Source organism: Nocardia sp. AB354 (genome assembly GCF_049538315.1).
Taxonomy (GTDB): Bacteria; Actinomycetota; Actinomycetes; order Mycobacteriales; family Mycobacteriaceae; genus Nocardia; species Nocardia nova.
Genome location: NZ_JBMVFU010000016.1, coordinates 58,576 through 85,281 on the forward strand (window position 1 = coordinate 58,576; position 26,706 = coordinate 85,281).

General features: G+C 68.5%; 22 protein-coding genes. 15 read left to right on the forward strand and 7 right to left on the reverse strand.

The features are described from left to right. The first annotated feature begins 86 nt into the window (after positions 1 to 86). The 6 genes from ACPCUW_RS22530 (at position 87) to ACPCUW_RS22555 (ending at position 8,003) form a co-directional block, all read left to right on the forward strand. Positions 87 to 2,288 (forward strand): elongation factor G-like protein EF-G2, encoded by a 2,202-nt coding sequence (locus tag ACPCUW_RS22530; protein ID WP_423426936.1) that lies wholly within the window; start codon positions 87 to 89, stop codon positions 2,286 to 2,288. Between the two features lie 66 nt (positions 2,289 to 2,354). Continuing rightward, positions 2,355 to 3,098, forward strand: a complete 744-nt coding sequence (locus ACPCUW_RS22535; protein WP_063011088.1) for a DUF4191 domain-containing protein — start codon at positions 2,355 to 2,357, stop codon at positions 3,096 to 3,098. 197 nt (positions 3,099 to 3,295) lie between these two features. Further along, positions 3,296 to 4,534 carry a homogentisate 1,2-dioxygenase gene (locus ACPCUW_RS22540; protein WP_063011090.1) on the forward strand — a complete coding sequence of 413 codons (1,239 nt, stop codon included), beginning with the start codon at positions 3,296 to 3,298 and terminating at the stop codon, positions 4,532 to 4,534. Further along, on the forward strand, positions 4,527 to 5,714 hold the full coding sequence (locus ACPCUW_RS22545) for an alpha/beta hydrolase family protein (protein WP_423426938.1): 1,188 nt from the start codon (positions 4,527 to 4,529) through the stop codon (positions 5,712 to 5,714). The genes ACPCUW_RS22540 and ACPCUW_RS22545 overlap by 8 nt, the downstream gene beginning before the upstream one ends. A gap of 10 nt (positions 5,715 to 5,724) precedes the next feature. After that, positions 5,725 to 6,360 carry an IclR family transcriptional regulator gene (locus ACPCUW_RS22550; protein ID WP_063910689.1) on the forward strand — a complete coding sequence of 212 codons (636 nt, stop codon included), beginning with the start codon at positions 5,725 to 5,727 and terminating at the stop codon, positions 6,358 to 6,360. Between the two features lie 146 nt (positions 6,361 to 6,506). Next, positions 6,507 to 8,003, forward strand: a complete 1,497-nt coding sequence (locus tag ACPCUW_RS22555) for an aldehyde dehydrogenase family protein (RefSeq protein ID WP_423426939.1) — start codon at positions 6,507 to 6,509, stop codon at positions 8,001 to 8,003. Positions 8,004 to 8,014: 11 nt separating this feature from the next. Here ACPCUW_RS22555 and ACPCUW_RS22560 read toward each other — a convergent pair whose 3' ends face one another. Next, positions 8,015 to 8,875: an aldo/keto reductase gene (locus ACPCUW_RS22560; protein ID WP_423426940.1), complete on the reverse strand. Its 861-nt coding sequence runs from the start codon at positions 8,873 to 8,875 to the stop codon at positions 8,015 to 8,017. A gap of 85 nt (positions 8,876 to 8,960) precedes the next feature. On the opposite strand from ACPCUW_RS22560, the gene ACPCUW_RS22565 reads away from it, so the two are divergent. Continuing rightward, on the forward strand, positions 8,961 to 9,536 hold the full coding sequence (locus ACPCUW_RS22565; RefSeq protein WP_423426941.1) for a TetR/AcrR family transcriptional regulator: 576 nt from the start codon (positions 8,961 to 8,963) through the stop codon (positions 9,534 to 9,536). A 55-nt stretch (positions 9,537 to 9,591) separates the two neighbouring features. Here ACPCUW_RS22565 and ACPCUW_RS22570 read toward each other — a convergent pair whose 3' ends face one another. Next, positions 9,592 to 10,053 carry an RDD family protein gene (locus ACPCUW_RS22570; RefSeq protein ID WP_423426943.1) on the reverse strand — a complete coding sequence of 154 codons (462 nt, stop codon included), beginning with the start codon at positions 10,051 to 10,053 and terminating at the stop codon, positions 9,592 to 9,594. A gap of 462 nt (positions 10,054 to 10,515) precedes the next feature. Here ACPCUW_RS22570 and glnA point away from each other — a divergent pair, with 462 nt between their 5' ends. Further along, positions 10,516 to 11,952, forward strand: a complete 1,437-nt coding sequence (gene glnA / locus ACPCUW_RS22575; protein ID WP_064903148.1) for a type I glutamate--ammonia ligase — start codon at positions 10,516 to 10,518, stop codon at positions 11,950 to 11,952. A gap of 73 nt (positions 11,953 to 12,025) precedes the next feature. Here glnA and ACPCUW_RS22580 read toward each other — a convergent pair whose 3' ends face one another. Beyond that, on the reverse strand, positions 12,026 to 12,193 hold the full coding sequence (locus ACPCUW_RS22580; RefSeq protein WP_156055587.1) for a hypothetical protein: 168 nt from the start codon (positions 12,191 to 12,193) through the stop codon (positions 12,026 to 12,028). Positions 12,194 to 12,390: 197 nt separating this feature from the next. Here ACPCUW_RS22580 and ACPCUW_RS22585 point away from each other — a divergent pair, with 197 nt between their 5' ends. The 6 genes from ACPCUW_RS22585 (at position 12,391) to ACPCUW_RS22610 (ending at position 18,271) form a co-directional block, all read left to right on the forward strand. Then, on the forward strand, positions 12,391 to 13,302 hold the full coding sequence (locus ACPCUW_RS22585; protein WP_030515338.1) for an oxygenase MpaB family protein: 912 nt from the start codon (positions 12,391 to 12,393) through the stop codon (positions 13,300 to 13,302). A gap of 116 nt (positions 13,303 to 13,418) precedes the next feature. Then, complete coding sequence (locus ACPCUW_RS22590) at positions 13,419 to 15,065, forward strand: CocE/NonD family hydrolase (RefSeq protein WP_423426944.1); 1,647 nt, start codon at positions 13,419 to 13,421, stop codon at positions 15,063 to 15,065. After that, complete coding sequence (locus tag ACPCUW_RS22595) at positions 15,062 to 16,420, forward strand: M20/M25/M40 family metallo-hydrolase (protein ID WP_423426946.1); 1,359 nt, start codon at positions 15,062 to 15,064, stop codon at positions 16,418 to 16,420. The genes ACPCUW_RS22590 and ACPCUW_RS22595 overlap by 4 nt, the downstream gene beginning before the upstream one ends. A 37-nt stretch (positions 16,421 to 16,457) precedes the next feature. Beyond that, positions 16,458 to 16,865 (forward strand): DUF3224 domain-containing protein, encoded by a 408-nt coding sequence (locus ACPCUW_RS22600; RefSeq protein WP_030515341.1) that lies wholly within the window; start codon positions 16,458 to 16,460, stop codon positions 16,863 to 16,865. Positions 16,866 to 16,957: 92 nt separating this feature from the next. Then, positions 16,958 to 17,794, forward strand: a complete 837-nt coding sequence (locus ACPCUW_RS22605; protein ID WP_423426947.1) for a lysophospholipase — start codon at positions 16,958 to 16,960, stop codon at positions 17,792 to 17,794. 9 nt (positions 17,795 to 17,803) lie between these two features. After that, positions 17,804 to 18,271 (forward strand): 6,7-dimethyl-8-ribityllumazine synthase, encoded by a 468-nt coding sequence (locus ACPCUW_RS22610; RefSeq protein WP_063011105.1) that lies wholly within the window; start codon positions 17,804 to 17,806, stop codon positions 18,269 to 18,271. Between the two features lie 97 nt (positions 18,272 to 18,368). Here ACPCUW_RS22610 and ACPCUW_RS22615 read toward each other — a convergent pair whose 3' ends face one another. Then, complete coding sequence (locus ACPCUW_RS22615; protein ID WP_063011108.1) at positions 18,369 to 19,823, reverse strand: hypothetical protein; 1,455 nt, start codon at positions 19,821 to 19,823, stop codon at positions 18,369 to 18,371. Positions 19,824 to 20,072: 249 nt separating this feature from the next. Between ACPCUW_RS22615 and ACPCUW_RS22620 the strand changes: the two genes are divergently transcribed. Next, a complete protein-coding gene (locus ACPCUW_RS22620; RefSeq protein ID WP_423426949.1) occupies positions 20,073 to 20,600 on the forward strand; it encodes a hypothetical protein in 528 nt (175 codons plus the stop codon). Positions 20,601 to 20,607: 7 nt separating this feature from the next. Here the strand turns inward: ACPCUW_RS22620 and ACPCUW_RS22625 are convergent, their stop codons facing one another. The 3 genes from ACPCUW_RS22625 to panB form a co-directional block, all read right to left on the reverse strand. Beyond that, the gene (locus tag ACPCUW_RS22625) at positions 20,608 to 21,981 is read right to left on the reverse strand and encodes a bifunctional lysylphosphatidylglycerol flippase/synthetase MprF (RefSeq protein WP_423426950.1); all 1,374 of its coding nucleotides are present in this window, start codon (positions 21,979 to 21,981) and stop codon (positions 20,608 to 20,610) included. Positions 21,982 to 22,359: 378 nt separating this feature from the next. Then, complete coding sequence (locus ACPCUW_RS22630) at positions 22,360 to 25,371, reverse strand: bifunctional [glutamine synthetase] adenylyltransferase/[glutamine synthetase]-adenylyl-L-tyrosine phosphorylase (protein WP_423426952.1); 3,012 nt, start codon at positions 25,369 to 25,371, stop codon at positions 22,360 to 22,362. 313 nt (positions 25,372 to 25,684) lie between these two features. Then, positions 25,685 to 26,545, reverse strand: coding sequence for a 3-methyl-2-oxobutanoate hydroxymethyltransferase (gene panB, locus ACPCUW_RS22635; RefSeq protein WP_062963535.1), 861 nt, complete (start codon positions 26,543 to 26,545; stop codon positions 25,685 to 25,687). Positions 26,546 to 26,706: the final 161 nt, after the last annotated feature.

Here is a 26,706-nt window from a genome sequence, read left to right on the forward strand (position 1 = left end):
GCGGATCCCCGGAACGGGTGACACAGCCGCGCGCCGGTGGGAAGCTCGAAGCAACCGCACGTGTCGACTCCGGGAAGTGAAGAGACATGGCCGAGAAAGCGAGCACCGCCGCCCGTAACAGTTCCGCCGGCAGAGTGATCGAGGCATCGCAGCCCGACGGTATCCGCAATGTGGTCCTGGTCGGGCACACCGGCTCCGGCAAGACCACCGTGGTGGAGGCACTGGCCATGGAGGCCGGGGCGCTCACCCGAGCCGGCCGCGTGGAGGACGGCACCTGTGTGTCGGACTACGACGATATCGAGCAGCGCCAACACCGCTCGGTGCAGTTGTCGGTGGTGCCGGTCGCCTGGAACGGCATCAAGGTCAATCTGATCGATACGCCAGGATATGCCGATTTCGTCGGCGAACTACGGGCCGGTCTGCGAGCTGCGGATGCGGCCCTTTTCGTGGTCTCGGCCGCCGCGGGCGCCGACGGTGTCGACGGGCAGACGCTGGCGCTGTGGGAGGAATGCGCGCGGGTCGGGATGCCGCGGGCCCTGGTGATCACCCATCTGGACGCGGCCCGCGCCGATTTCGACCTGATGGCCCAGACCTGCGCGGATCTGCTCGGCGACGGCGATACCGACGCCATCCTGCCGCTGCAGCTGCCGGTGTACGGCCCGAAGGGCGCCGACGGGCACCGCCCGGTCACCGGAGTCGTCGACCTGCTGACCGAGCAGGTCTTCGACTGTTCCGGCGGCGCCCACACCCGCACCGACGCCACCGCCGAACAGACCGCGCAGATCGAGACCGCACGCAACCGGCTCATCGAGGGCATCATCGCCGAGAGCGAAGACGAAACCCTGATGGACCGCTATCTCGAGGGCGGACGGATCGACCTCACCACCTTGATCGCGGATCTGGAACGCGCGGTGGCGCGCGACCGCTTCCATCCCATCCTGATCGCGGCGCCCCCGCCCGAGGGCACCCGCGAGGGCCTGGGCATGGTCGAGATTCTCGAGCTGATCACCCGCGGCTTCCCCACCCCCGCCGAACACGCGGTCGCGGCGCGCTGCCCGAGCAACGGTGCCGCGCCGCAGCCACTGTCCTGTGATCCGGGCGCGCCGCTGGCCGCCGAGGTGATCCGCACCGCCTCCGACCCGTATGTGGGCCGAGTGTCGCTGGTGCGCGTCTTCGCCGGCACCCTGCACGCCGACGACACCGTGCACATCTGCGGGCACAACGACGGCAACGGGCACGATGTCGACGAACGAGTCGGCGCGGTGACGGCGCCGTTCGGCAAACAACAGTTCCCGATCGGCCAGGCCATCGCCGGCGATATCGCCTACGTCACCAAACTGGGGCACGCCGAGACCGGAGATACGGTGTCGGCCAAGGATTCTCCGCTGCTGATCGAGCCGTGGCCGCTGCCCGAACCGCTGCTGCCGGTGGCGGTGCGCGCCCACGGCAAGGCCGACGAGGACAAGCTGTCGCAGGGCCTGGCCCGCCTGGTCGCCGAGGATCCGACGGTGCGCCTGGAGCAGAATCCGCGCACTCATCAGCTGGTGCTGTGGTGCCTGGGCGAGGCGCATCGCGATGTCGCGCTGGAACGGCTGCGGTCCCGGTTCGGCGTGCAGGTCGATGTCGACGAGTATCGGGTGGCGTTGCGAGAAACGTTCGCGGGCAAGGCCTCCGGGCACGGGCGGCATGTGAAGCAGTCCGGCGGCCACGGCCAGTACGCGATCTGCGATATCGAGGTGGAACCGCTGCCGGAGGGTTCCGGGATCGAATTCGTCGACAAGGTGGTCGGCGGCGCGGTACCACGCCAGTTCATCGGCTCGGTGGAGAAGGGCGTGCGCGCGCAGGCCGAGCGCGGCGTCGCCGCCGGATATCCGCTCGTCGATGTGCGGGTGACCCTGCTCGACGGCAAGGCGCATTCGGTCGATTCCTCCGATGCCGCCTTCCAGACCGCGGGAGCGCTGGCCCTGCGGGAGGCGGCCGCCGCCGCCCGGATCGACCTGCTCGAACCGATCGCCGAGGTGCGGGTGACCGTCGCCGACGATTTCGTCGGCACCATCCTCGGAGATCTGGCCGGCCGCCGCGGCCGCGTACTGGGCACCGAACCGGCCGCCGCCGGGCGCACCGTCATCCGCGCCGAGGTCCCCGAACTGGAATTGAGCCGCTACGCCATCGACCTGCGCTCACTCTCGCGCGGCGCGGCCCAGTTCGACCGCAGCTATGTGCGGCACGAACCGATGCCGAGCCAGATCGCCGCGGACCTGCGCAGTCGCAGCGAAGCCACCGTCTGAGGCGAGCGTCGCGCTGTTCTGCGGCCCGTGCGGGGTATGTCCCGCTCGACCACTATCCTGAGAGGTATGGCAGCAGGTAAGGGCGGCACACCGTCGAAGGAAGCGAAGGCCGCGGCGAAGGCGGCGCGCAAGCAGGCGTCGAAGGAGCGGCGTCAGCAGCTCTGGCAGACGTTCCAGATGGTGCGCAAAGAGGACAAACTGCTGCTGCCGCTGATGATCGGCGCACTGGTCGGCATCACCGTGGTGCTGTTCCTCGTCGGCTTCCTGTTCAACATGCAGTGGTTCCTGCTGCCGGTCGGCATTCTGCTGGGCGCGCTGGTCGCCTTCATCATCTTCGGACGCCGGGTGCAGAAGAACGTCTACGCCAAGGCCGAGGGTCAGGCGGGTGCGGCCTGGTGGGTGCTGGACAACCTGCAGGGTAAGTGGCGCGCTACCCAGGCCGTCGCCGCCACCACCCAGCTCGACGCCGTCCACCGCGTGATCGGCCTGCCCGGTGTGGTCTTGGTGGCCGAGGGGTCGCCGCAGCGGGTGAAATCGCTGCTGGCGCAGGAGAAGAAGAAGACCGCTCGCCTGGTCGGCGACACCCCGATCTACGACATCGTGATCGGCAACGAGGAGGGCCAGGTTCCGCTGAAGAACCTGCAGCGCCACCTCACCAAACTCCCCCGCAATATCGACGCCAAGCGGATGGACCTCATCGAGGGCCGCCTCACCGCACTGGCCACCCGCGGCGGACCGGCGCTGCCGAAGGGCCCGCTGCCGGCCGGCGCGAAGATGCGCGGAGTGCAGCGCACCATCCGCCGCCGCTGAATTACGCACGCCGGGTTCTGTCGCACAGCTGAAGACCCTGATCGCCGCCATCCCGGATGTCCGGGGTGGCGGCGATCGCCGTGTAGGCCGACTCCCGCCGCATCTCCGTCAAACCCGGGACAGGACCACACCGCCTCCCATAGGTTCGTATATAGGACATCCGGCCACGAAAGTCGGACAGGCAATCAGGAGGTGCGATGCCGTACTACCGGGCCGTCGGCGAATTCCCGCGGCAGCGTCATACCGCCTTCACCCTCGACGACGGCACGCCGACGTTCGAGGAGTTCATCGGGGAGGAAGGGTTCTCGGGGACCGGTTCGCTGCTCTATCACCGCCGCGTGCCGTCGGCGCTGGTCGACGCGCGCGAGTGGGATCTCGGCGATCAGTCCCTCACCGCGAACATCCCGCTGCTGCCCCGGCATTTTCATCTGCCCGACCTTTTTCACGACGTCACCGGCCGCGACGCGGTCCGGCACCGCCGCCCGGTTCTCGCCAATGCCGATGTCCGCATCTCCTACGTCGTGGCCGACGAGCCCTCTCCGCTCTACAGCAACGGCATCGGCGACGAGGTGATCTTCGTCGAGGCCGGCGCCGCCACCCTCGAGAGCGTGTTCGGCCGGGTCGACGTGCGACAGGGCGACAATGTCGTCATACCGCGGGTCACCATCCATCGCTGGCTGCCGCACACCGACGCGGGCCCGTTACGGCTGCTGTGCGTCGAGGCGTCCGGGCACGTGCAACCGCCGGACAAGCACCGCACGCGCTACGGCCAATTCCTCGAGGGCTCCCCGATCACCGAGCGCGACCTGCGCGGACCGGCCGGACCGTTGCCGGCCCCCGGCGAGCTGGTCGACGCCGACACCGAGGTCTACGTCAAACATCGCACCGCCTCGGGCCTGCACGGCACGGTGGTCGTCTACGACCATCACCCGTTCGACGTGGTCGGCTGGGACGGGCACCTGTATCCGTACGCGCTGAACTATCGCGACTTCTCCCCCGTCGTCGGCGCGGTGCTGCAACCCCCGCCGACCTACCAGGTGCTGCAGGGCCCGGGCTTCGTGGTGTGCAATTTCGTCCCGCGCCCATTGGAATTCGCGCCCGGGGCGATCAAGGTGCCCTACTACCACTCGAACGTCGACTCCGATGAGGTGATGTTCTACTTCGCCGGAGAGACCGCCGCGCGCAAGGGGTCCGGCATCCGGACCGGTTCGGTGAGCCTGCATCCCGCCGCGTACACCCACGGCCCCCGGCGCCAGGCCTATCTCGACTCCCCCGGTTTCACCGAACCGAACGAGATGGCGTTCATGGTCGATACCTTCCGCCCGCTGGAGGTCGCCGAAGGCGGCACCGCGAGCGATGTGCCCGGCTATCCGTGGAGCTGGTCGGACAAACCGTATGCCGGTCGGCCACAACAGAAGAGAGGCCATCGTGAGTGAGCCGTTCGAGCGGATCCCGGTGATCCTGCACAGCGAGGAGCAGCCCACGGTCCGCGAGACCTATGGATTCACCGGCGGTCACGGGATCGTACTGGAGGGGCAGCTGCTGCGACCGCCCGGCGAACGACGTTCGGGCGGAACGGTTTTCCTGTTCCAGCATCCGACCTCGACGCTGAATCTGCTGCCGATGCCGACCGCGCTCGCCGCCCGCGGACATCACGTGCTGTGCGGGGCGAGCCGCTACCCGAAGAACGATTCCGCGCTGGTGATGGAGAAGGTGGTCCTCGACCTCGGCGCGTGGGTGCGCTGGGCGCGGGAGGTCGCCGGCTACGACCGCGTGATCCTGGTCGGCTGGTCCGGCGGCGGATCGCTGTCGCTGCTCTATCAGGCCGAGGCATTGGATCCGAGCATTACGCACACGCCCGCCGGAGATCCGGTAGATGTTGTGGGAGCGGGACTTTCACCGGCCGACGGGGTGGTGTTCATCGCGGCTCATCTGTCGCGGGCCGAGACGCTCACCGAATGGCTCGATCCGTCGGTGATCGACGAAACCGCTCCGCACCGCCGCGACGCCACCTGGGACATCTATGCCGACGACGCCCCCCAGCGCCCGCCCTACAGCCCCGAATACGTCGCCGGATTCCGCGAGGCACAGCGCGCCCGCAACCGCCGTATCTCGGAATGGGCGCTCGCGCGCCTGGCCGGCCTGCGCGCCGCCGGCGGGCCCGAACAGGAACAGCCTTTCCTGGTCCACCGCACGATGTGCGATGTGCGCTGGCTCGATCCTGCCGTCGACCCCAACGACCGCCGCCCGAACTGGTGTTATCTCGGCGATCCGCGCACCGCGAACGTCGGACCGGTCGGCCTCGCCCGCTATACGACCCTGCGGTCGTGGCTGAGCCAGTGGAGTCTGGACCATTCGGTGGCGGGCGGGGCGCGCAATGCCGCGCGGATCACGAAGGGCCCGGTGCTGCAGATCGAGAATTCCGCCGACGACGCGGTGCCGGCCACCCACAACCCGATCGTGCGCGACGCGCTCGCAACCCCGGACCGCACCTATCGCGTAATCCCCGGCGCCACACACTATTACGTCGGACAACCGGACCATCTGCGCGCATGTCTCGAATACGTCGAGCAGTGGGCCGCCGAGCGTGAGCTGATCGAGGGACCGCCCACGTAGGATTTCTGCCATGCCGGCGCCCGACACCTCGCAGACTCTGAGCCGCGGACTCGATGTGCTGAAGTTGCTCGCCAGCAGCCCCCATGCCCGCACCCCCGCACAACTGGCGCAGGAGCTGGGCCTTTCCCGCACGATCATCTACCGCCTGGTCGGCACGCTGGTCGAACACGGACTGGTGCGCCGCGCCGAGGACGGCACGGTCAGCGTCTCCGCGGGCGCGCTCGTGCTGACCCAGCACGTCCTCGGCTCGGTGCGCGAGGCCACCCGCGAGATCCTCGAGGATCTGGCCCGCGAAGTGGAGGCGACGGCGCATTTCTGCGTCGCCGACGGCGACGACGTCCTCGCGGTCGCGGTCGTCGAACCACCGTTCACCACCTTCCACGTCGCCTATCGGGTCGGCGCGCGCACCGGGCGCGGACAGGGCGCCCTCGGTGAGGCGATCGAGGCGTCGCGGCGCGGTGAGAGCGGCATCTTCGAGAGCGAGGGCAAGCTGGTGCCCGGCGCGCACGGCGTCGTCGCCTCGCTGCCCGGACTACCCGGTCCTCCGGCCGCGGTCGGCGTGGTCACCCTGGTCGGGCAGGAAACCCCGGCGATGGCCGATGCCGTACGCCGAGCCGCCCAGCGATTGCATTCGGCGCTGGGGTAGCCGCTCCGCCCGGCACGTCGCAGCGGACATCCAGCGCCTTGCGTCCCCGCGACTTGGCTACGCTTGTCCGATAATCGGAAACTGCTTCACAACATACGATCGCCGCGCTAGCCTGCTCACACTTCGATCAGTCGTCAGGAGCAGCCGTGTCCGACTACACCTCCACCGCCCGCGCCGACGGCGCTCAGGCTCCGACCACGTTCCCGCCCCGCCGCCTCTGGATCGGCGGCCGCTGGCGCGACGCGAGCGGCGGCGCGACCTACCGCTCCGAGAATCCGACCACCCTCGAGCACATCTGCGATATCGCCGACGCGTCGGCCGAGGACGTCGACGACGCGGTCCGCGCGGCGCAATCGGCCTTCGACAGCAGCGGCTGGAGGCAGATGGGCGGCGCCGAACGCGGGCGAATCCTGTTCCGCGCAGCGGATCTCATCGAGGCCGACACGCAGTACCTGTCCGCGCTCGAGACCCTCGAGGTCGGAAAGCTGTACAAGGACGGCGTTTTCGGCGACATTCCGGCCACCCTGGCCACGTTCCGCTACTACGCGGGATACGCCGACAAACTGCACGGCTCGACCGTGCAGCTGCCCGATTACGCCGGCCGGCACCGGCTCAACTACACCCTGCGCGAGCCCCTGGGTGTCGTCGGGGCGATCACACCGTGGAACAACCCCATCGTGGTCGCCGGATGGAAGATCGCCCCGGCACTGGCGGCGGGCAACACCGTGGTGATCAAGCCGCCGGAGGATGCGGCGCTGTCGATCCTGCGGCTGGCCGAAATCCTCGCCGAGGCCGGGGTGCCGGACGGGGTGTTCAACGTCGTGCCCGGCCGCGGCGAGACCGCCGGCGCCGCCCTCGCCCGCCACCCCGGCCTGGCCAAGCTGACCTTCACCGGCAGCCCCGAGGTGGGCGCCCTCATGAACACCCACGCCGGCGGCCAGTTCCGCAAGGTCACCCTCGAACTGGGCGGGAAGAATCCGCAGATCGTCTTTCCCGATGCCGACCTCGACCGCGCACTGCCGTTTGTCGCGGTCGGCAATTTCCTGCACCAAGGCCAGGTGTGCGCGGCCGGCACCCGCGTCTACGTCCACGACAGCCTGGTCGACGAGGTCACGCGGCGGCTGGCCGAACACGCCGAATCGCTCACCCTGGGCGACCCGTTCGACGCCGAGGTCTCCATGGGACCGGTGGTGAACCGGCAGCAGCACGAGCGCATCGGCGGCTATCTCGGACTGGGCGTCGCCGAGGGCGCGGAACTGGTGACCGGCGGTTCACTCGCCGAGCGGCCCGGCTATTTCGTCGAGCCGACCGTCTTTCTCGGCCGCCACGACCAGCGCATCGCGCGCGAGGAGATCTTCGGCCCGGTGGCCACGATCATTCCCTTCTCCGACACCGCCGATGTGCCGGCGCTGGCCAACGACACCCACTTCGGGCTCAACGCGATCATCTACACCGAGGACCTGCACACCGCGCAGACCACCGCGCGTGATCTGCGCGTCGGCAATGTGTGGATCAACGCCTTCGGCATCCCCGACATGACCACGCCGTGGGGTGGGCGGGCCGGCAGCGGCATCGGCCGCGAGCTCGGCCCCGCCGGCATCGAGGCCTATACCGAGGAGAAGACGGTGCAGATGATGTTCTGAGCCGCCCGCCCTCAGGCCCGTTCTTCGAGCGCGGCGAGCATCCCGGAATCCAGCCGGACATCTCGCGCCGCCACATTCTGTTCGAGATGACCGATGCTGCGAGTCCCCGGAATCAGCAGGATGTGCGGATCGCGGGCCAGCAACCACGCCAGCCCCACCTGGCTCGGCGTCACCCCGAGTCGGCCCGCGATATCGCGCACCACGTCGTCGCCGGCCACCTTGGGCCGATCCGGAAATCCCGAGCCGAGCGGAAAGTAGGGCACGAAAGCGATTCCCCGCGAAGAACATTCGGCCAGCAGCGGCTCCTCGTCGCGTTCCAGCAGGTTGTACAGATTCTGCACGCACGCGATCCCGGCGGGGGCGGCGCGCCCGAGTTGTTCGACGGTGACACTGCTCAGTCCGATCGCCCCGATCTTGCCCTCGTCCCGCAGCGAGATCAGCTCGGCCAGCTGGTCGTCGAGATCCACGATCTGATCACCGGTCGCCACGATTCCGGGCGGACCGTCGACCCGGCGCAGGTTCACCACCGCCAACTGCTCGGCGCCCAGCGCCCGCAGATCCGCTTCGACCGCGGCCCGTAGCTGCTCGGGCTTCTGCGCCGGCACGAGACCATCGCCCGTATGCACGGCGCCGACCTTGTCGACCAGCAGCAGATCGTCCGGATACGGATGCAGAGCCTCCCTGAGCAGCGCGTTCACCGAGCCGTTGCCGTAGAAACCGGCCGTGTCGATGTGGCTCACGCCGAGTTCCACCGCTCGCCGCACAACCGCTACCCCGTCCGCGCCGGACTCCAGCTGCATCGCTCCGTAACCGATCCGGCCGACCGCACGTCCCGCCAGTTCGCCGTCACGCGGTTGCGTCATGACCGTCATTCGGGTCTCCCTTGTTATCCTGGCATCAAACGGAGGATCCTCCGCTTAAGAATCAGAGTAGTACAGAAACGGAGGACCCTCCACTTTGTCCGGACAGCCGCGTGGACGCCGCGATGCCCAGCGCAACCGCCAACTGCTCCTCGATGCCGCTCTCACCGCGTTCACGGGCGAAGAAGGCACGGTCAGCCTGGACGCGATCGCCAAATCCGCCGGAGTGGGCATCGGCACGCTGTATCGGCACTTCCCGTCGCGGGAGGCGCTCATCGAGGCCGTGTACCGCAGCGAACTGGAACAGCTGTGCAATCAGGCGGCGCACCTGCTCGCCGACCACAGCCCGGAGGACGCACTGCGCATCTGGCTCGGCCGCTACGCCGACTTCGTGGCCACCAAACGCGGGATGGCCGAGGCGCTGCGCGAGGTCATCGCCTCCGGGGCGGTGACCTCGGCGCAGACCCGCGAAAGACTCAGTGCGGCAATTCGTTCCGTCCTCGATGCGGGAATCTCGGCCGGCACGCTGCGCGACGACGTCCGGCCCGAGGACATCACGGCGGCGATGGCGGGCGCGACACTGGCCGGTATCGACCGCGAGCAGATCGACCGTCTCCTCGACCTGTTGCTCGACGGTGTGCGACTCGGCGCGGGCCGGCCGACGGCCACGTAACCACTCACCGTCGTCGCGCGCCGACAGGCCCCTCCTGCCGGGCCGCGAACGATTGTTACCGAGCGCGGATCAGTGCCGTCCCGGTCGCCCGGTCGTGCATACCGCGGCGATCCCCGTCGGTGAACAACGCGGGCACCACGAAGGTCAGCAGTACCTGACGCGCCACCGACCGCACCAATCCGACCGGCGCCGACGCATCGATCCGGACCGTGCGCATTCCCAGGAAGTACTGCCCCGGCGTGAACCCGAACAGCATGACCGTCACCACGCCGATCACGAACCAGATCAGGTAGGTGACGGTGTTGAGCGATCCGGCGCCGCGCACGATCAGCGCGGCGATCCCCATGGCGATGAAGTAGTCGACGAACAGCGCGGCGATGCGGCGCGACATGGGCGCCAGCGACCCCACACCCTCCCGCGGCAGGCCGAGCAGCTTGCCGGGGTAGTCGTCGGGCTGCGGCTCGCCGGGGTGGGCCGCATTCGGGCCGGACAGCCAGGAACCGGTAATTCGCGCCATGCTCCCAGCTTAGGCGTGGTGACGGTGAGGATTACGTCACACCCGCGCCCGCACCCGGCAGCCACGTAACACCGGCCGTCGGCCGCCGGTTACCCGCCGGCGGGTCCGCGTCACCCCGTCCGGCCGCCCGCGGCGACGGCAGCACGGCACCCCGCTGGGGCGATTTCCCAAAGCGGTTGCGGCCGGGAAACTCTCGCGGTCGCGCGCACCGATCGGCGACGATGCGCGGTCCTCGAATCGAGCGCCGGATGCCGTGGTGGCAGGATAACGGTGCTGGTCCGGCACCGCATCGTGAGCGACCCACCGCGCGGTGTTGCCCGGGGATGCCGCCGACCCGTCCAGCAGCACGTGTAACACTGGCGAAACACAGCCTTGATTGCGGGGAAACACCGCATCCATACCGTTCAGCGCTGAAACCCAGCAATCGGCACAGGCTGGGAACCGATCCGTAAGGAGTACTAAGTGGCGTTCAGCACGGCCGACGAGGTCATCAAGTACATCAAGGAGGAGGACGTCGAGTACGTCGACGTACGCTTCTCGGACCTTCCTGGCGTTCAGCAGCACTTCTCCATCCCGGCGAAGTCGTTCACCACCGACCTGGCCGAAGAGGGCCTGGCGTTCGACGGCTCCTCGGTGCGCGGTTTCCAGTCGATCGACGAGTCGGACATGCTGCTGCTGCCCGACTTCTCCACCGCCCGGATCGACCCGTTCCGTGCCGCGAAGACGCTGAACATGAACTTCTTCGTGCACGACCCGTTCACCCGTGAGGCCTACTCCCGCGACCCGCGCAACATCGCGCGCAAGGCGGAGGAGTACCTGCGTTCGACCGGTATCGCCGACACCGCGTTCTTCGGCCCCGAGGCCGAGTTCTACATCTTCGACGGCGTCCGCTACGACTCCGGCATGAACGGCGCGTTCTACGAGATCGAGTCCGTCTCCGGCTCGTGGAACACCGGCGAGGAGTTCAACCCGGACGGCACCCGCAACCTGGGCTACAAGGTCCGCAACAAGGGTGGCTACTTCCCCGTCGCCCCGTACGACCACTACGTCGACCTGCGCGACACGATCTCGACCAACCTGCAGAACGCGGGCTTCGAGCTCGAGCGCGGCCACCACGAGGTCGGCACCGCCGGTCAGGCCGAGATCAACTACCGCTTCGACACCCTGCTGTCGGCCGCGGACGACCTGCAGCTGTTCAAGTACATCGTGAAGAACACCGCGTGGCAGGAAGGCAAGTCGGTCACCTTCATGCCGAAGCCGCTGTTCGGTGACAACGGCTCGGGCATGCACGTGCACCAGTCGCTGTGGAAGGACGGCAAGCCGCTGTTCCACGACGAGGCCGGCTACGGTGGCCTGTCCGACCTGGCCCGCCACTACATCGGCGGCATCCTGCACCACGCGCCGTCGCTGCTGGCGTTCACCAACCCGACGGTGAACTCCTACCACCGTCTGGTGCCGGGCTACGAGGCCCCGATCAACCTGGTGTACTCGCAGCGCAACCGGTCCGCCGCGGTCCGCATCCCGGTCACCGGCAACAACCCGAAGGCCAAGCGCATCGAGTTCCGCGCGCCCGACTCCTCGGGTAACCCGTACCTGGCCTTCGCCGCCATGCTGATGGCCGGCCTGGACGGCATCAAGAAGAAGATCGAGCCGCAGGCCCCGGTCGACAAGGACCTCTACGAGCTCCCGCCGGAGGAGGCCAAGAACATCCCGCAGGCCCCCACCTCGCTGGCCTCGGTCATCGACCGCCTCGAGCAGGACCACGAGTACCTCACCGAGGGCAACGTCTTCACCGACGACCTCATCGAGACCTGGATCCAGCTCAAGCGTGACAACGAGATCGCGCCGGTGAACCTGCGTCCGCACCCCTACGAGTTCGAGCTGTACTACGACGTGTAAGTCGTCACGGCACAACCGAATTCACGAAGCCCCAGCCGAATCCGGCTGGGGCTTCGGTGCGTTCCGGGACTCGCTACAGATGCGGGTGGCTGCCCAGGGATGCGCTGTAGACGGCCGGATGAGCTTGGGTGGCAGCGAGATTGCGGCGTTCCTCGGCGGTCAGGGTATGGCGGGCCAGCGCGCGGCGGGCGTAGGTGCGCAAGGTCCCCAGCAACGAGGGGTGGGCGTGGGTGTGGATCATGGCTGGATCCCTCCTCCCTGAACTTTCGATGTGGCGAGGATCCCATTCTTCCATCAGTTCACCGAGATTTCAGGTTGTGTTCACTTTTGAGCCGTGCGGCGCGTCGTCGGTGAGCGCGCGGTTGCCAAGATCGAAAGAGAGTGAGATGATTCGCATGTAATCTTCTCATCATGTCTAGTGGTCAAAGGAGATCACGGATGACCGCCTCCGTCGCCCGCGCCGAGCGCACCGAACACGAACTCGGCCCCCGCACGCCGATCGAGCCCGGAACCCGCATGTGGGACGAGGTAGGACTGATCACCTTCTCCCTCACCGCCGGATCGGCATTTCTGCTGCAGACCATGGAACCGACGATCTCCGCGGTCGTCGACGAGCACTCGACCTTTCGCACCGACCCGATGGGCCGCGCGATGCGCAGTCTCGCGGCGGTGATGACCTGGACCTACGGCGGTGACGAGGCCGTCGCCGAGGCCGACCGCCTGCGACGTATGCACGCCTCCCTCAACACCGTCGACGCGCAGGGCAAACGCCACTCCGCACTCGCCTCCGGTCCGTGGGCCTGGGTGCTGCACACCGGCACCTACGCCTTCAACGAGGGCTCGAAATATTTCAGCCGCACGCCGCTCACCTACGCGGAGAAGGAGCAGTACTACCAGGAGGTGCTGCAGCTGCTGCGCATGTTCTCGGTGGCGCCCAAGGAGATTCCGCCGACCTACGCCGAATTCGAGGTCTTCTTCGCCGACACCGTCGAGAACCATCTGGTCGCCACCGACACCGCGCGCGACTATCTGAAGACGATCCGCCACGTGGCACCGCCGAAGTCGCTGCCCACACCGCTGGTGCCGCTGTGGAAGCTGGCCGCCGCACCGCTGGGCCGCATGCAGTACTTCTGCACGGTCGGCACCACACCCGAACCGGCGCGCCGCAAACTCGGACTGACCTGGACCGCGCAGGACGAGCGCAACCTGCGCATCCTGGGCTGGCTGCTGGCGCGGCTCGTGCCACTGCTGCCGGAACGGATCCGCTACTTCCCCATCGCCTACGAGGCGCGCAAACTCGAACGCGACCGCGCCCGGCTGCGCAAGGTTCTCGATCTGCGCCCGATGTAGTCGAGGCGCCGGGTGACGGGCCGGTTTCCCGACCCCGGTTCTGAGGGCTGGACGGGCGGCGGTGCAGACTCGATAGTCCTATGGTGCTCGAGAATTCATCGCCACGTGCCCGGCGCGTGCTCACACGCGTACTGTGCGGGCTGGTCCTCCTGATCGCGGCGACGGCGCCGGTCACCGCGACCGCCGCACCGGCCCCGGCGTATCAGTGGCGCCAGGAATTCCTGACCACCCCCGACGGTGTGCGGTTGCACGCGGACATCCTCCGGCCCGCCGGCATGGCCGACGACGTGCGCACCCCGGTCGTCATGACGGTGAGCCCCTACCGCAACCATCTGGCGTTCACAGCAGAAGTTCATCCGCAGGGCGGGCCGTCGCTGCGCGATCTGTATTCGGAACTGTTCCTCGACGCCGGCTACACCTATGTGATCGTGGATCTGCGAGGTTTCGGGGGGTCCAGTGGCTGCCCCGACTTCGGTGGCCCCGGCGAGCAGAGCGATGTACGTACCGCGGTCGAATGGGCTGCGGCACAACCGTGGTCGACCGGGCGAGTCGGCCTGACCGGTACCTCCTACGAGGCATGGACCGGCATCATGGGTCTGGCCACCAACCCGAAGGGGCTGGCGGCGGTGGCGTCGTTCGAACCCGTCGTCGACCCGTACAGCTACCTGTACATGCAGGGCATTTCGTGGAAGTTCTCCGGAAAACCGGTGACCGAGGACGGGATTCGCCCCGGCGATATGGCCGGATTCGAACATCTGCTGATCTCCTCCACCCCCGCGCACCCCTCCGACTCACCGGAATACAAGGCCAACGCCGCGCGGCTACCGATCGAATGCGCGCAGTCCTATCTGGCGGGTACCACCGACCACGACGGTGGTACCCGGTTCTGGCGCGATCGTGACCTCACCGATCGCGTTCGCGGCAGCAAGGTTCCGCTGTTCTTGAGCCAGGGTTTCCTCGATTACAACACCCGCGCCTATCGAGTCTTCGACGTCTGGAAGAACCACGACCTCCCCGAGGACCGGGGCTGGTTCGGCCAGTGGGGACACCAGAACTGCCACGAGGCATGCGGGACACCGCAGTTCTACAGCGAGGCGCTGGCCTTCTTCGACAAGTATGTGGCCCAACGCGACGTTCAGGTTCCGGGCCCACGGGTCACCGTCGGCAGTTTCGACGGCCGGTGGCGCAGCGAAAAAGTCTGGCCGCCCGCCGATTCCGCACGAGTGACGATGCCGATCCGGCCCGGTGAATACACCGATCGGGGCCTGCTCCCCGGCCCGGACCGCGAGTACTGGTCGCTCTCGCAGCCGCTGCCCTCCGATCAGCATCTGTCCGGAATCCCCACGGCCACACTGGCGTTGAGCGGCCCACCGGACGCCACGGTGGCCGCCGAACTCTACGATGTGGCGCCCGACGGCGCGGGCACGGTGATCACTCGGGGTATCGCGCAGGTCGCCGACACCGCGAACATCCGCCTGCTGGCACAGGATTGGACCGTGCCGGCCGGGCATCGGATCGGGGTGCGTATCACCGATGTGGTCGACACCGTCTGGTCGCACACTCCGGCGAACGCGCGGGTGAGCGTGCGTTCCGGCACCGTGGAGTTGCCGCTGCTCACCGGCACCCGGAATTTCGATCTGACCGGCGGCACCAGTGAAGCGCTCGGCAAATGGCGCGCGCGCTGGGTGACCGGCCTGCCGGCCGAGGTGCTGCGCGATTCCGGTGTGACCGTGGACTTCCCGCAACGACGAGGAGATCGATGACAGCGACCGGTACGACCGCGACCATCGTCGACGACGCGACCGCCCAGCGGCTCGCGGCCGCCCTGCGCTGCGTCACCGTCTCCCGCGACGACACCGATGCCGACGTAATCGAATTCGACCGGCTCGCAAGCCTTCTCGAACACGAATTCCCGCTGGTACACACCCATCTCGAACTGGAGCGGTTCGGCCACAGCCGCTTGTATCGCTGGCCCGGCACCGAACCCGGTACGGCGGCCGTTCTGCTCGCCCACCAGGATGTGGTTCCGGTCGACGACGAGGCCCGCTGGACCCATCCCCCGTTCGCCGGTGTGGTCGACGACGAATTCGTCTGGGGCCGTGGCGCGATCGACGACAAGAGCCGGGTGCTGGCCATTCTGGAGGCCGCCGAATCGCTGCTGGCCGAGGGCCGCCGTCCGCGCCGGACCATCTACTTCGCCTTCGGCCACGACGAGGAGATCTTCGGCCGCGCCGGCGCCACCCGGATGGCGGCCCGGCTGCGCGAGCTCGACGTGCGCGCCGATCTGCTGCTCGACGAAGGCGGAGTGATCACCCAGGGTGTCGCCGACGGGGCCACCGCACCCGTCGCCTCCATCATGCTCGGTGAAAAAGGGTGGGCCACGGTGCAATTGCGCACCACCGACACCGGCGGGCATTCCTCGATGCCCGGCCGCGAAACCGCCGTGGGCCGGATCGCGCGGGCGGTCGCGCGCCTCCAGGACCATCCGATGCCGCTGCGCATGACGCCGGTGATCGCCGACATGCTGGTCCGGATGCGCCCCGCCATGGCCGAGCCGCGGCGTTCCGCGCTGCGGCTGGCCCCGGTCGCGGGCGCGGTGATCACCCGGATGATGGCGGCGCGGCCGCAGACCGAGGCGCTGGTCCGCACCACGACCGCCCCCACCGTGATCCGCGGCGGGGTGAAGGCGAACGTGCTGCCGCAAAGCGCCGAGGCGCTGGTGAATTTCCGTATCCTGCCCGGTGATTCGGTGTCCGCCGTGCTCGACCACTGCCGCCGCGTTGTCGCCGACCCGCGCGTCACGATCGAGGTGATCGGAACGGCCTCCGAACCCTCGCGGATCACCGGCCCCGGTCCGGCCTTCGACCTGATCGCCGACATCACCCGCGCCCTGGTGCCCGACGCGGTGGTGACCACCGGCATCGTGCCCGGCGCCACCGATTCCCGCCACTACGACGGGCTGGCCGCCACCCGGTGCAACTTCGCGCCGATCCTGGTCGACGCGGCGGATCTGGAGCGGATCCACGGCACCGACGAACGGCTCTCCCGGGCCAATTACGCGCGGCTGATCGAATTCAACCGCCGCGTCCTCGCGCACTACACCGGCACCGGCGGCTGATGCCGGGAATGTCGGTGTTCGCCGCTACCCTCAACGGGTGCGAGCTACAGCAACGTTCACCGTCAAATCCTTCGTCGCCACGGACGTCCTGCCCGATCCGGATATCCCCACCGCGACGCCGGTCGGAATCGCCCGGCTGGAAAAGCATTTCGAGGGTGAGGCGGTCGGACGTTCGGCCACGTTGTTCACCGCCGCGTTCGACCAGCTGTCGGGCCGGGGCACCTATGTCGCGATGGAGTCGTTCGAGGGCTCGCTCAACGGATTGGCCGGCACGTTCAACTTCGCCCATTCGGCGACCACCGCGGGCGAGGACCGCAGCGCCGAATTCTTCACGATCGTGCCCAGCAGCGGCACCGGGGAGCTGAGCGAGATCACCGGAACCGGCGGTCTGGCGGTCGACGCCGACGGCACCCACCGGATCTGGTTCGACTACGACCTGGGCTGACCATCGATCCCGGCGCGGCGGGCCGATGTGCAACGCTCCGGCCCGCCGTGCGCGACAATGGCGGCGCAGCGACGGCGCAGACGGAGGCAGCGATGACGACAGGCGATACCGGCGAATTCGACGCCCACGGCGGGCAGGTGTTCTGGCGGGCCTGGCTGCCCGAACAGGCGCGCGCGGTCGTGGTGCTGGTACACGGCGTCGCCGAACACTCCGGGCGCTACGACCATGTGGGTAAACGGCTGGCGGACAGCGGTTTCGCGGTCTACGCCTTCGACCACATCGGCCACGGCCGCTCCGGCGGCGGCCAGTCGAATATCGAATCGATCGACGCGGCCGCCGACAATGTGAACACCATGCTGGATATCGCGAGTGCGAAGCATCCGGGCCTGTCCCGGTTCGTCCTCGGGCACAGCATGGGCAGCCTGATCACGCTGTATCTGGCGACGCGGGCGCCGCTGGACGTCGCGGGCATCGCGGTGTCGGCGCCGCCGGTGGTCATCGAGGCCGGCAACCCCGTGCAGCGACTGCTCGCTCCCGCGTTGAGCCGCTGGGCGCCGAATCTGGGTGTGCTGCAACTGGATTCGGCGCAGATCAGCCGCGATCCGGAGGTGGTACGCGCCTACGATCAGGATCCGCTGGTCTACCGCGGCAAACTACCGGCCCGCACGGCGACCGAGATTCTGCGCGGCGCCGAATTCGTGCTCGCTCATCTGGACGCGCTGCGGGTGCCGACGCTGGTGCTGCACGGCGGCGAGGATGCCCTGGCGGCCCCGGTGGGCGCCGATCGGATCGAGGCCGGCGCCACCGCGACCGATCTCACGGTGCTGCGGTATCCGGGCCTCTACCACGAGGTTTTCAACGAACCCGAGCGCGAGAAGGTACTCGGCGACCTGGTGCGCTGGTTGGAGGAGCACACCGGCGCGCAGTAACATCCGAGAATGAGCAATACCGACCAGGGACGTATCGCCTTCATCCGGGCCAACTGGCACCAGTCCATCGTCACCCAGGCCTACGCGGGTTTCCTGGCCGAGTACGGCGATCTGGGGTATTCGGCGGATGCCGTCGAGGTGTTCGACGTGCCCGGCGCGTTCGAGATCCCGCTGCACGCGCAGCGGCTGGCCCGCACCGGCCGGTACGCGGCGGTGGTGGCCGCGGCGCTGGTCGTCGACGGCGGCATCTACCGGCACGATTTCGTCGCCTCGGCCGTGGTCGACGGGCTCATGCGCGTGCAGCTCGAGACCGACGTCCCGGTGTTCTCCGTGGTGCTGACCCCGCATCACTTCCACGAGCACAGCGAGCACGTGGACTACTTCACCAAGCACTTCCACACCAAGGGCGCCGAGGCCGCCCGCGCGGTCGCGACCACGCTCAGCTCCCTGCGCACCCTCCCCACCAGCGCGGTCTGAGACCGGACACGGCCGAGTCCGCCGAGGGCACGCGGTCCGGGACCGGCCGACGACACAGCACGGCAGGGGCGACCGGCGATCCGGTCGCCCCTGCTCGTCACTTGTAGTTGTTCAGGCAGGCCGTCTCACCGTCGAGCACCCCGGCGCGGAACGCGTCGAGCCGCTGATACCCGCTGGGCACCACCTTGCCGTCGGTATCGCTCGCGGCCAGGCCGTCGGCCAGCAGACCCGACACCGCGGCGTCCAGGTCACCCGCGGTGAGCCGGGGATCGCCGGCCGGATCGCTGAGCTTGGTGGTCACGACGCCGGACAGGCAGGCGGTGCGCAACCCGGCGGATTCCGGTCCTTGCAGCGACAGGTGCCGATCTCGTTCCACCGCGAGCACATAGCGGGAGATGAACACGACGTAGGCGTTGTAGTTGCCGTCGACCACCGCGGACAGCGGGTCCCCGTCGCCCGGTTGCTGACCGGCGCGCTTGGCCAGTTCCGGCACATCGGTGCCCACGGTATTGCTCGCCGGGCAGTACGAAACCGGCTCCACCGCAGTATCTTTCGGGCAATTCTCGGCGATTCCGGAATAGTCGAGCACCGGCGGCTGCGGCAGTGGATAGATCCGGGCGAGCGCGGCGGCGACGGCATTGAGCCCGTCGACGTCGACACCCATCTGATTCTCCTCGTCGCCGGGTTCGAAGGTGGTCGGCAGGCCGCCGCGGCGCTGCTGAATCTCCTTCTTGGTGATGCCCTTACACCCGGCCGCGCCGTCGGACCAGCCGATCTGCACCGCCGTCACGCGCTCGAACGCCGAGCCGTGCACATTCTTCGGGTTGTCGGGGTCGCGGTCGCGCACGGCGACCGTCGCACCGAGCACACCGTTGAGCCCGTCGGTCGTGTTCAGGGTGAAATGCGCCGAACCGCCCTCGGCCACATGCCGCAGAAACACACCCGCGAAGCAGTCGGCCTGCTGTTCGAGCACGATTCCGGGCGTGAAGAATCCGTTGAGCCGGGCCTGGTCCTGTAGCGAGTGACCGTACTCGTGCGCGAGCACCATGACCACGGCCATCTTCCCGTACTTGTTCGAGATCAGCGGCAGCAGTTTGCCGCGATCCCACCCGACGGTCTTGTCGATCTTGCAGTAGGCCGCGTTCACCACGTGATAGGTGCTGGAGCGGCAGAAGGTGACCGATTGTTCCTTGGGCGCGTTGGCATCCCAGGAAATGAAGTGACCCACCGGCTTGAAGGTGCCCGGAAAGTTCTCGGCGTATTCGGCGCCCCAGTAGTCCTGCAGATCCGACAGGGTGTTGAGGGCCAGCCGGTCCATCTCGCCGCCGTCACCGTTGTCGGCGTGCAGCGGCGCGTCGGGCACGCCCGGTCGCGGACCGCTCGGGCCGGAGGCATTGGGCGCGGCGCCGCTGAGCGCCCACGGATTCTCGTTGGTCGCGGCAACATCGTGCGCCACAGTCGTTTTCGCATCGGTGCCGCATCCGGCCGATACCGCGCCGAGCACCAGCAACCCGGCCGCCGCGGCCAGCCGCAGCCGCCTGTTGTATCTCATCTCGTGTCCTCCCCGAATACCACTGTCGACGCCCGGACCGACGACGATCCGGATTCCGCACAGCGGCCCCCCCGTCTCCCGAGCGCTCACATCGTAATCGGGCGCCCGCGCGAATGCGCAACGTATATCTCGATATCGGCACGGATGCCGCACGGTGACGACCACGACATGGCGCGCACACCATGCGTTCATCTACTATTTACCTACGTAGATAGTAGATGCTCAACGGCGAGCAGAGAGGCCGAGACCATGCCCCGACACCCCCGCGCATCCCTCACCATTCCCGCCCTGGCGGCGCTCACCGCCGCGGGCCTCGGCTTCACCGCGGCGCCCGCCGAGGCCGAATCGAGGCGATCGGTCGCCCAACCCGCCACCGGCTGCCTGTGGGCCGGAACCTCCCACCCTGCCGGCGCTACCGTCATCGCGGGCGGTCGCGGCTACACCTGCGGCGCCGACGGCCGCGGCACTCCCCTGTGGTCGGCAGGCGCCGCCTCGGACCGGCCCGATACCGTCGCCAACCCGGGCTCGGCCGGCGACCCGGCCGCGCACTTCAGTCTGGGCGCGCGCCAGCCCGGCACCGCGTACAACGACTACTGCGTCGGCAATCAACTGGTCGAGGGCACCGACGACGTCTACCAGGTGGTGCGCGGCCACGACGGCCGCTTGTTCTGGAAGGCCGCCGAACCCGTCAGCGCATGGCGCTTCGATCGCGGAAGCGTTGCGCCGCAGCCGACCTGGCGCGGAACCGGCCTGTGCTACGAGGGCAATATGGCGTGATCGCCGGTCAGCCCTGTTTGCGGTGCGGAACGAATTCCAGCGTCAGCAGCGCGAGCACGGTGAAGACGATCTCACGCCAGCGGATGAGGACGAACCGCTGATTGCCGAAGGAGTTGAACTTGCGCAGGAACCGGTACAGCGATTCCAGCCGGATCAGCGGATCCAGCGTGCGGGCCAGCACATAGATGACCTGCTTGGAGCGCGATCGTTCCTTGTCGGCGAACAGTTCGGGGAATGCCGCGAACGCCAGCGAGATGCGGTGCACGTCGTGGTCACGGCCGTAGTCGACGAGGTCGACGATCATCCGCTCGTCCAAGCCGTTCGGGGCATCCTTGCGCCGCCACGGCACATCGAGGCTGAGTTCGCTGCCGTGATTGGAGGATCCGTAGCGCTGGAATCCGGCGACCCGGCCCTCACCGTCGCGGGCGATCACCACGAGCATGCCCGGATTCCGGCCGTCGAGCAGATGGTCCAGGATCATCGAGAAGCCGCGGGTCTGGTGGCCGGTCCCCCACTCGTCGACGATGCCCAGCAGCGCCTCGCGCATCTCGCGGTCGAGTTCGCGTTCGGGAATCACCTCGGTCTTGACGCCGAAGTTGCGGGTGCGGCTCACCGCCTGGCGCAGGTTGCGGAATTTGCGGCCGACCATATCGAACGAGTCGACCTCGACCACCACGTCACGGCCGATCGGAATGGCGTGCAGGCCATGATGATCGGTCGCGCGGGTGCGCCACAGTTCGGTGACCGCGGGGCTGGCGCCCAGCACCGCGATCCGCCAGCCGCGCGCGGAAGCGAATTCGGAGAACTCGGCGATGAGCCGGCCGAATTCGGCGCAGTTGCCGACCGGGTCGCCCGCGACGACCGCGATGCCGAAGCGCGCGCGGTAGCCGATCGCGGCGTTCGAATCGGCGCTGAAGAAATAGGATTTGGCCGAATGCAGGGCGAACGGGGCCAGCGGATCCTCGACGGTGCGGTCGACCAATGCGGCGATGCGATGCTGCTGATCCGGTTGCGGACGCGAACTCTGCGGCAGCATCAGGATCAGGCCCGTGGAGGCGAGGCAGACGAAGCCGACGGTGCCGTGGTCGCTGCGGTAGGCGATATTGGACACCCCGAGCACGATCACCGCGACCGTGAAGTGCGGCAGCGTGATCGGCCGCCGCAGATGCAGTCCGCGCGCCACGAACAGGCCCGACAGCGACACCGCCACGAACCAGCCGCGATTGACACCTTCACGGGAGGCGCGGTCGGCCGCGTACAGCAGCACCATACCGACCAGCAACAGCACCACGATCAGCGGAACTCGCACGGCGCGGGTCGGATTCAGGGCGGCGTGCCGATAGGTGCGGTAACCGGTGACGGCCGAATTGAGTTGAGCCATCACGGTCTCCGATCACGCAGCGCATCGCGTGTGTCGTCGAGTTGGTGGGCGCTGCGCACGTCCACGAACATCCTCACCATGGCGGTCCTCCCGAATGGTCGCGTACCGATACAGTATGCGGAACGCTCGTTCCGGCTTTGCGGGGCCCCTCGCACGGTCAGGACGGCACAGCACACTCTGTACCAACCGATATCGCGTCCGGTCTGTTCCCCGCAACACGTTTTCGGCCCACAAAGCCGGCCGTATCGCGAGAATTCATCGCCGGTCCACGAAAGCGCCGCCTACCGCCCCCGGTGACCGACGTGACCGCGACAACCGCCGCGCCCACGCATCGGTGTCACTGATCGCGTACCCCGCCGCGACGGATCTACGCCTCGCTCACCCGCCGCCGAAGACGCGTTCGACGACCGTCTTCGCCCGCCTCGTCACGCGCATGTAGTGGTCGAGGAATTCGCTGCCGTCGTCGGTCGGCCAGCCCGCGACCCGCGCCACGGCCGAGAGCAACGGCCCGGGCCCGGGCAGCTGGTCGGCGGGTTTGCCGCGCACCAGCACCAGGGCGTTGCGGGCCTTGGTGGCGGTGAGCCAGGCGTCGCGCAGCAGCTCCACATCGAGGGCGTCGAGCAGTTTGTTCTGTTCGATCACCGCGAGGCATTCGAGCGTGGAGGTGTTGTGCAGCTCCGGCACCTCGTGCGCGTGCTGGAGTTGCAGCAGTTGCACGGTCCACTCGATATCGGCGAGACCACCGCGGCCGAGTTTGGTGTGGGTGGCCGGATTCGCGCCGCGCGGCAGGCGTTCGGAGTCGACGCGCGCCTTGATCCGCCGGATCTCGCGCACGGCCTCCTCGGAGACCCCGCCCTTGGGATAGCGCACCGGATCGATCGAATGCAGGAACCGCAAACCCAGTTCCTCGTTGCCGGCGACCTGATGTGCGCGCAGCAGCGCCTGCACTTCCCACGGCTGCGCCCACTGCTGGTAGTAGGCGCGATAGGCGGCCAGGGTGCGGACCAGCGCGCCGTTGCGTCCCTCGGGCCGCAGCCCCGCATCGACCTGCAGCGGCGGATCGGTACTGGGCGCGCCGAGGAGCCGCTGCACCTGTTCGGCGACGCCGATCGCCCATTTCACCGCGACCGTCTCGTCCGCGCCGGGACGCGGATCGCAGACGAACAGCACATCGGCGTCGGATCCGTAGCCCAGTTCCATCCCGCCGAGACGGCCCATGCCGATCACGGCCAAGTCCGCGGGCGCGGGCGCCTGATGTTCGGCCTCCCAGGCCCGGATCACGGCCTGCAGCGACGCCTCGAGCACCGCGACCCAGACCCACGACAGCGCCCGGCACACCCGCGGCACCTCCAGCATGCCGAGCACGTCGGCGGAGGCGATGCGGGCCAGCTCGTGGCGGCGCAGCGAGCGGGCGGTGGCCACGGCCCGTCTGGGATCGTCGTAGCGGGCGGCCCCGGCCAGGATGCTGGATCGCACATCCTCGGCCTTCGGGGTCAGCAGCAGCGGCCCGTCCGGTCCGTCGGCGAACATCCGGATGGTTTCGGGCGCGTTGATCAGCAGATCGGGCAGATAGGCCGAGGAGCCGAGCACGATCATCAGCCGCTGCGCGATCGCGCCCTCGTCGCGGAGTTCGCGCAGGAACCAGATCTGGTCGTCGAGGCCTTCGGACACCCGCCGGTAGGCCAGCAACCCGGCATCGGGATTCGGTGTGTCACCGAGCCATTCGAGCAGGGTCGGCAACAGCAGCGCCTGGATGCGGCCCTTGCGCCCCACCTCCCCGGTGAGCGCCTTGAGGTGGCCGAGCGCGTTCTCCGGGGCGGCGTAGCCCAGGGCGGCGAGCTGGCGGACCGCGGCCTGTGGACTCAGGCGCAACGCGGCGGCGTCGAGGCGGGCCACCGATTCCAGCAGCGGGCGGTAGAACAGCTTCGCGTGCAGCCGGCGCACCCGCAGGGTGTTGCGCTTGATCTCGCTGCGCAGCACCCCGACCGCGTCCTGGCGCCCGTCGGGACGCATATGCGCCGCGCGAGCGAGCCAGCGCATCCCCTCCTCGTCGTCGGTTGCGGGCAAGGTGTGGGTGCGCTTGAGCCGCTGCAACTGCAGGCGGTGCTCGAGCAGGCGCAGGAATTCGTAGGAGGCGGTGAGGTTCGCGGCGTCGTCGCGGCCCACATAGCCACGCGCGGCCAGCGCGGTCAACGCCTCGACCGTCCCCGGCACATGCAGCGATTCATCGGCCTTACCGTGCACCAACTGCAGCAGCTGCACCGCGAATTCGACGTCGCGCAGGCTGCCGTGGCCGAGTTTCAGCTCCCGCTCGCGCATGTCCTCGGGCACCAGGCTTTCGACCCGGCGCCGCATCGCCTGCACGTCGGCGACGAAATCCGGTCGTTCCGAGGCGCTCCACACCATCGGCATCAGCGCCTCGCTGTACTGCCTGCCGAGTTCCAGATCGCCGGTGGCGGGGCGGTTCTTCAGCAGCGCCTGGAATTCCCAGGTGCGCGCCCAGCGCTTGTAGTAGGTGATGTGCGAATCCAGCGTGCGCACCAGCGCCCCGGCCTTGCCTTCCGGACGCAGCGCCGCATCGACGTCGAAGAACGCGCTGCCGGCGATGCCCATCATCTCCGCGGCCAGCCGGGTGGCGGTGGTGTCGGCGGGTTCGGCGACGAACACCACGTCGACATCGGAGACGTAATTGAGTTCGCGCGCACCGCATTTGCCCATCGCGACCACCGCCAGCCGGACCGGAACCGGGTCGTCGGGGCAGATCCGCGCCACCGCCACCGAGAGCGCGGCGGTGAGTGCGGCATCGGCGAGGTCGGTGAGATGGTTGCCGACCTGCTGATACGGCAGCACCGGTTCGTTCTCGACGGTGGCGGCCAGATCGTGGGCGGCCAGCACCATCAGTTGATCGCGATATCGCTTGCGCAGCAACGCGATCGCGTCGGGCCCGGCGTGGGTGGCGCGGTAGAGCATCGGCGCGGCGTTCGGCCCCGTCTCGGGCTCGGCGCCGACCACGTCGAGCAGATCGTCGAGAATCTCGCGCGTGCTCGGCAGTTCCCGCCGCAACAGCTGCCAGCTCGCCGGATCGGCGACCAGATGGTCGGCGAACGCGCTCGACGAGCCGATCAGCGCGAACAGCCTGCCGCGCAACGACAGATCGGTGCGCAGCGCGGAATCCAGTGCGGCCCAATCGGACCCGAGCGCCTCGCGCAGGCGGATCAGGGTCAGCAGCGCCAGATCGGCATCCGGCGACCGCGACAACGCCCACAGCAGTGCAACGCTGTCGACATTGTCCCAGGCGAGCTCTCGTAACGACGCGGCTGCCGTCGGCTCCAGCAATCCCAGCCGACCGGCACCGGGCACTGCGGGACGTGCAGTCGGTGGCCGGACCATTCTCTCAAATTACCGTCACCGCCGAGCATGCGGAAGTTGCCTGCTCGCAGGCGGTGGAGGGAGTGCTCGGCCGACGTCGGTCACGGAGCCGATTCCGTTTCGGGAGGGGCCGCGGGAACGCCGCCTCCCGCCGGCCTACCGGGAACGGACTGTATCGGGTCGGAGGCCCCAGCAAGCTCGGCCCCGAGCCGCCCATCGCTCAGACCCGGATCGAACGCCCTGAGCCGCCCTACCGCAGTGCGGACGCGGACGGCATCGGCGTCCGCGCCGAAATGGGGTCGACCGCGCGCGCAGCACGCGGCCGACCCGTTCCTCAGAAGCTGTGTTCCGGTCCCGGATAGGTACCCTGCGCTACCTCTCGTGCGTATTCCGCTGCGGCGCTGCGCAATTCGTCGCCCACACGGCCGAAGCGCTTGACGAACTTGGCCGTCTTGCCGCTGGTGTAGCCGGCCATGTCCTGCCAGACGAGCACCTGGGCGTCGCAGTCGCTGCCGGCGCCGATGCCGACGGTCGGGATGGTCAGCTTGTGGGTGACCTGCCCGGCCAGTTCGGCGGGCACCATCTCCATCACCACGGCGACGGCCCCGGCCTCCTGCACCGCGATGGCGTCGGCGATCAGCTGTTCGGCCCCGTCGCCGCGGCCCTGCACCCGGTAACCACCGAGGGTGTTGACGCTCTGCGGGGTGAAGCCGATATGCGCCACCACCGGGATGCCGGAGGCGGTGAGCCGGGCGATGTGCTCGGAAACCCGTTCTCCGCCTTCGAGTTTCACCGCATGCGCACCACCCTCCTTCATGAAGCGGGTGGCGCTGGCCAGCGCCTGTTCGGGCGAGCCCTCGTAGCTGCCGAACGGCAGATCGGCCACCACCAGGGCATGCGGCGCCCCGCGGACCACGCCGCGTACCAGCGGCAGCAGTTCCTCGATCGTGATCGGCACGGTGGTGTCGTAGCCGTAGACCACGTTGGCCGCCGAATCGCCGACCAGCAGCACGGGGATGCCGGCCTCTTCGAACAGCTTCGCGGTGGAGTAGTCGTAGGCGGTCAGCATCGCCCACTTCTCGCCCGCGGATTTCCATTGCTGCAGGTGCTGTACTCGCGTCTTCCGCCGGGAAGTTGTCGGTGCGGCACCGTAGGCTGTGGTTTCGGAAGCAGGATTATCCTGAGCAGCGGACATCATCGTCCCTTTCGTCTGTCCTCGAGGCCCGATCGGGTCCCCGGGTTGCTATGACCCGTCCAGTCTGCCACCGCGACAGTGCCGCGTTTAAGGCGTGCCCGGGATGGGATTCGTCACACGCGGCGGGAACGACGCGGCCGGCGGAGGCAGCCCGCTCAACC

Bases quoted from the DNA above. Each gene is read 5' to 3' on its own strand.
- ACPCUW_RS22540 (WP_063011090.1), top strand. From the start codon at position 3,296: ATGCCGTACTACCGGGCCGTCGGCGAATTCCCGCGGCAGCGTCATACC.
- ACPCUW_RS22585 (WP_030515338.1), top strand. From the start codon at position 12,391: ATGACCGCCTCCGTCGCCCGCGCCGAGCGCACCGAACACGAACTCGGC.
- ACPCUW_RS22630 (WP_423426952.1), bottom strand. From the start codon at position 25,371: ATGGTCCGGCCACCGACTGCACGTCCCGCAGTGCCCGGTGCCGGTCGG.
- ACPCUW_RS22580 (WP_156055587.1), bottom strand. From the start codon at position 12,193: ATGATCCACACCCACGCCCACCCCTCGTTGCTGGGGACCTTGCGCACC.
- ACPCUW_RS22550 (WP_063910689.1), top strand. From the start codon at position 5,725: ATGCCGGCGCCCGACACCTCGCAGACTCTGAGCCGCGGACTCGATGTG.
- ACPCUW_RS22605 (WP_423426947.1), top strand. From the start codon at position 16,958: ATGACGACAGGCGATACCGGCGAATTCGACGCCCACGGCGGGCAGGTG.
- ACPCUW_RS22595 (WP_423426946.1), top strand. From the start codon at position 15,062: ATGACAGCGACCGGTACGACCGCGACCATCGTCGACGACGCGACCGCC.
- ACPCUW_RS22530 (WP_423426936.1), top strand. From the start codon at position 87: ATGGCCGAGAAAGCGAGCACCGCCGCCCGTAACAGTTCCGCCGGCAGA.
- ACPCUW_RS22615 (WP_063011108.1), bottom strand. From the start codon at position 19,823: ATGAGATACAACAGGCGGCTGCGGCTGGCCGCGGCGGCCGGGTTGCTG.
- ACPCUW_RS22610 (WP_063011105.1), top strand. From the start codon at position 17,804: ATGAGCAATACCGACCAGGGACGTATCGCCTTCATCCGGGCCAACTGG.
- ACPCUW_RS22560 (WP_423426940.1), bottom strand. From the start codon at position 8,875: ATGACGGTCATGACGCAACCGCGTGACGGCGAACTGGCGGGACGTGCG.
- ACPCUW_RS22570 (WP_423426943.1), bottom strand. From the start codon at position 10,053: ATGGCGCGAATTACCGGTTCCTGGCTGTCCGGCCCGAATGCGGCCCAC.
- ACPCUW_RS22620 (WP_423426949.1), top strand. From the start codon at position 20,073: ATGCCCCGACACCCCCGCGCATCCCTCACCATTCCCGCCCTGGCGGCG.
- ACPCUW_RS22625 (WP_423426950.1), bottom strand. From the start codon at position 21,981: ATGGCTCAACTCAATTCGGCCGTCACCGGTTACCGCACCTATCGGCAC.
- ACPCUW_RS22535 (WP_063011088.1), top strand. From the start codon at position 2,355: ATGGCAGCAGGTAAGGGCGGCACACCGTCGAAGGAAGCGAAGGCCGCG.
- panB (WP_062963535.1), bottom strand. From the start codon at position 26,545: ATGTCCGCTGCTCAGGATAATCCTGCTTCCGAAACCACAGCCTACGGT.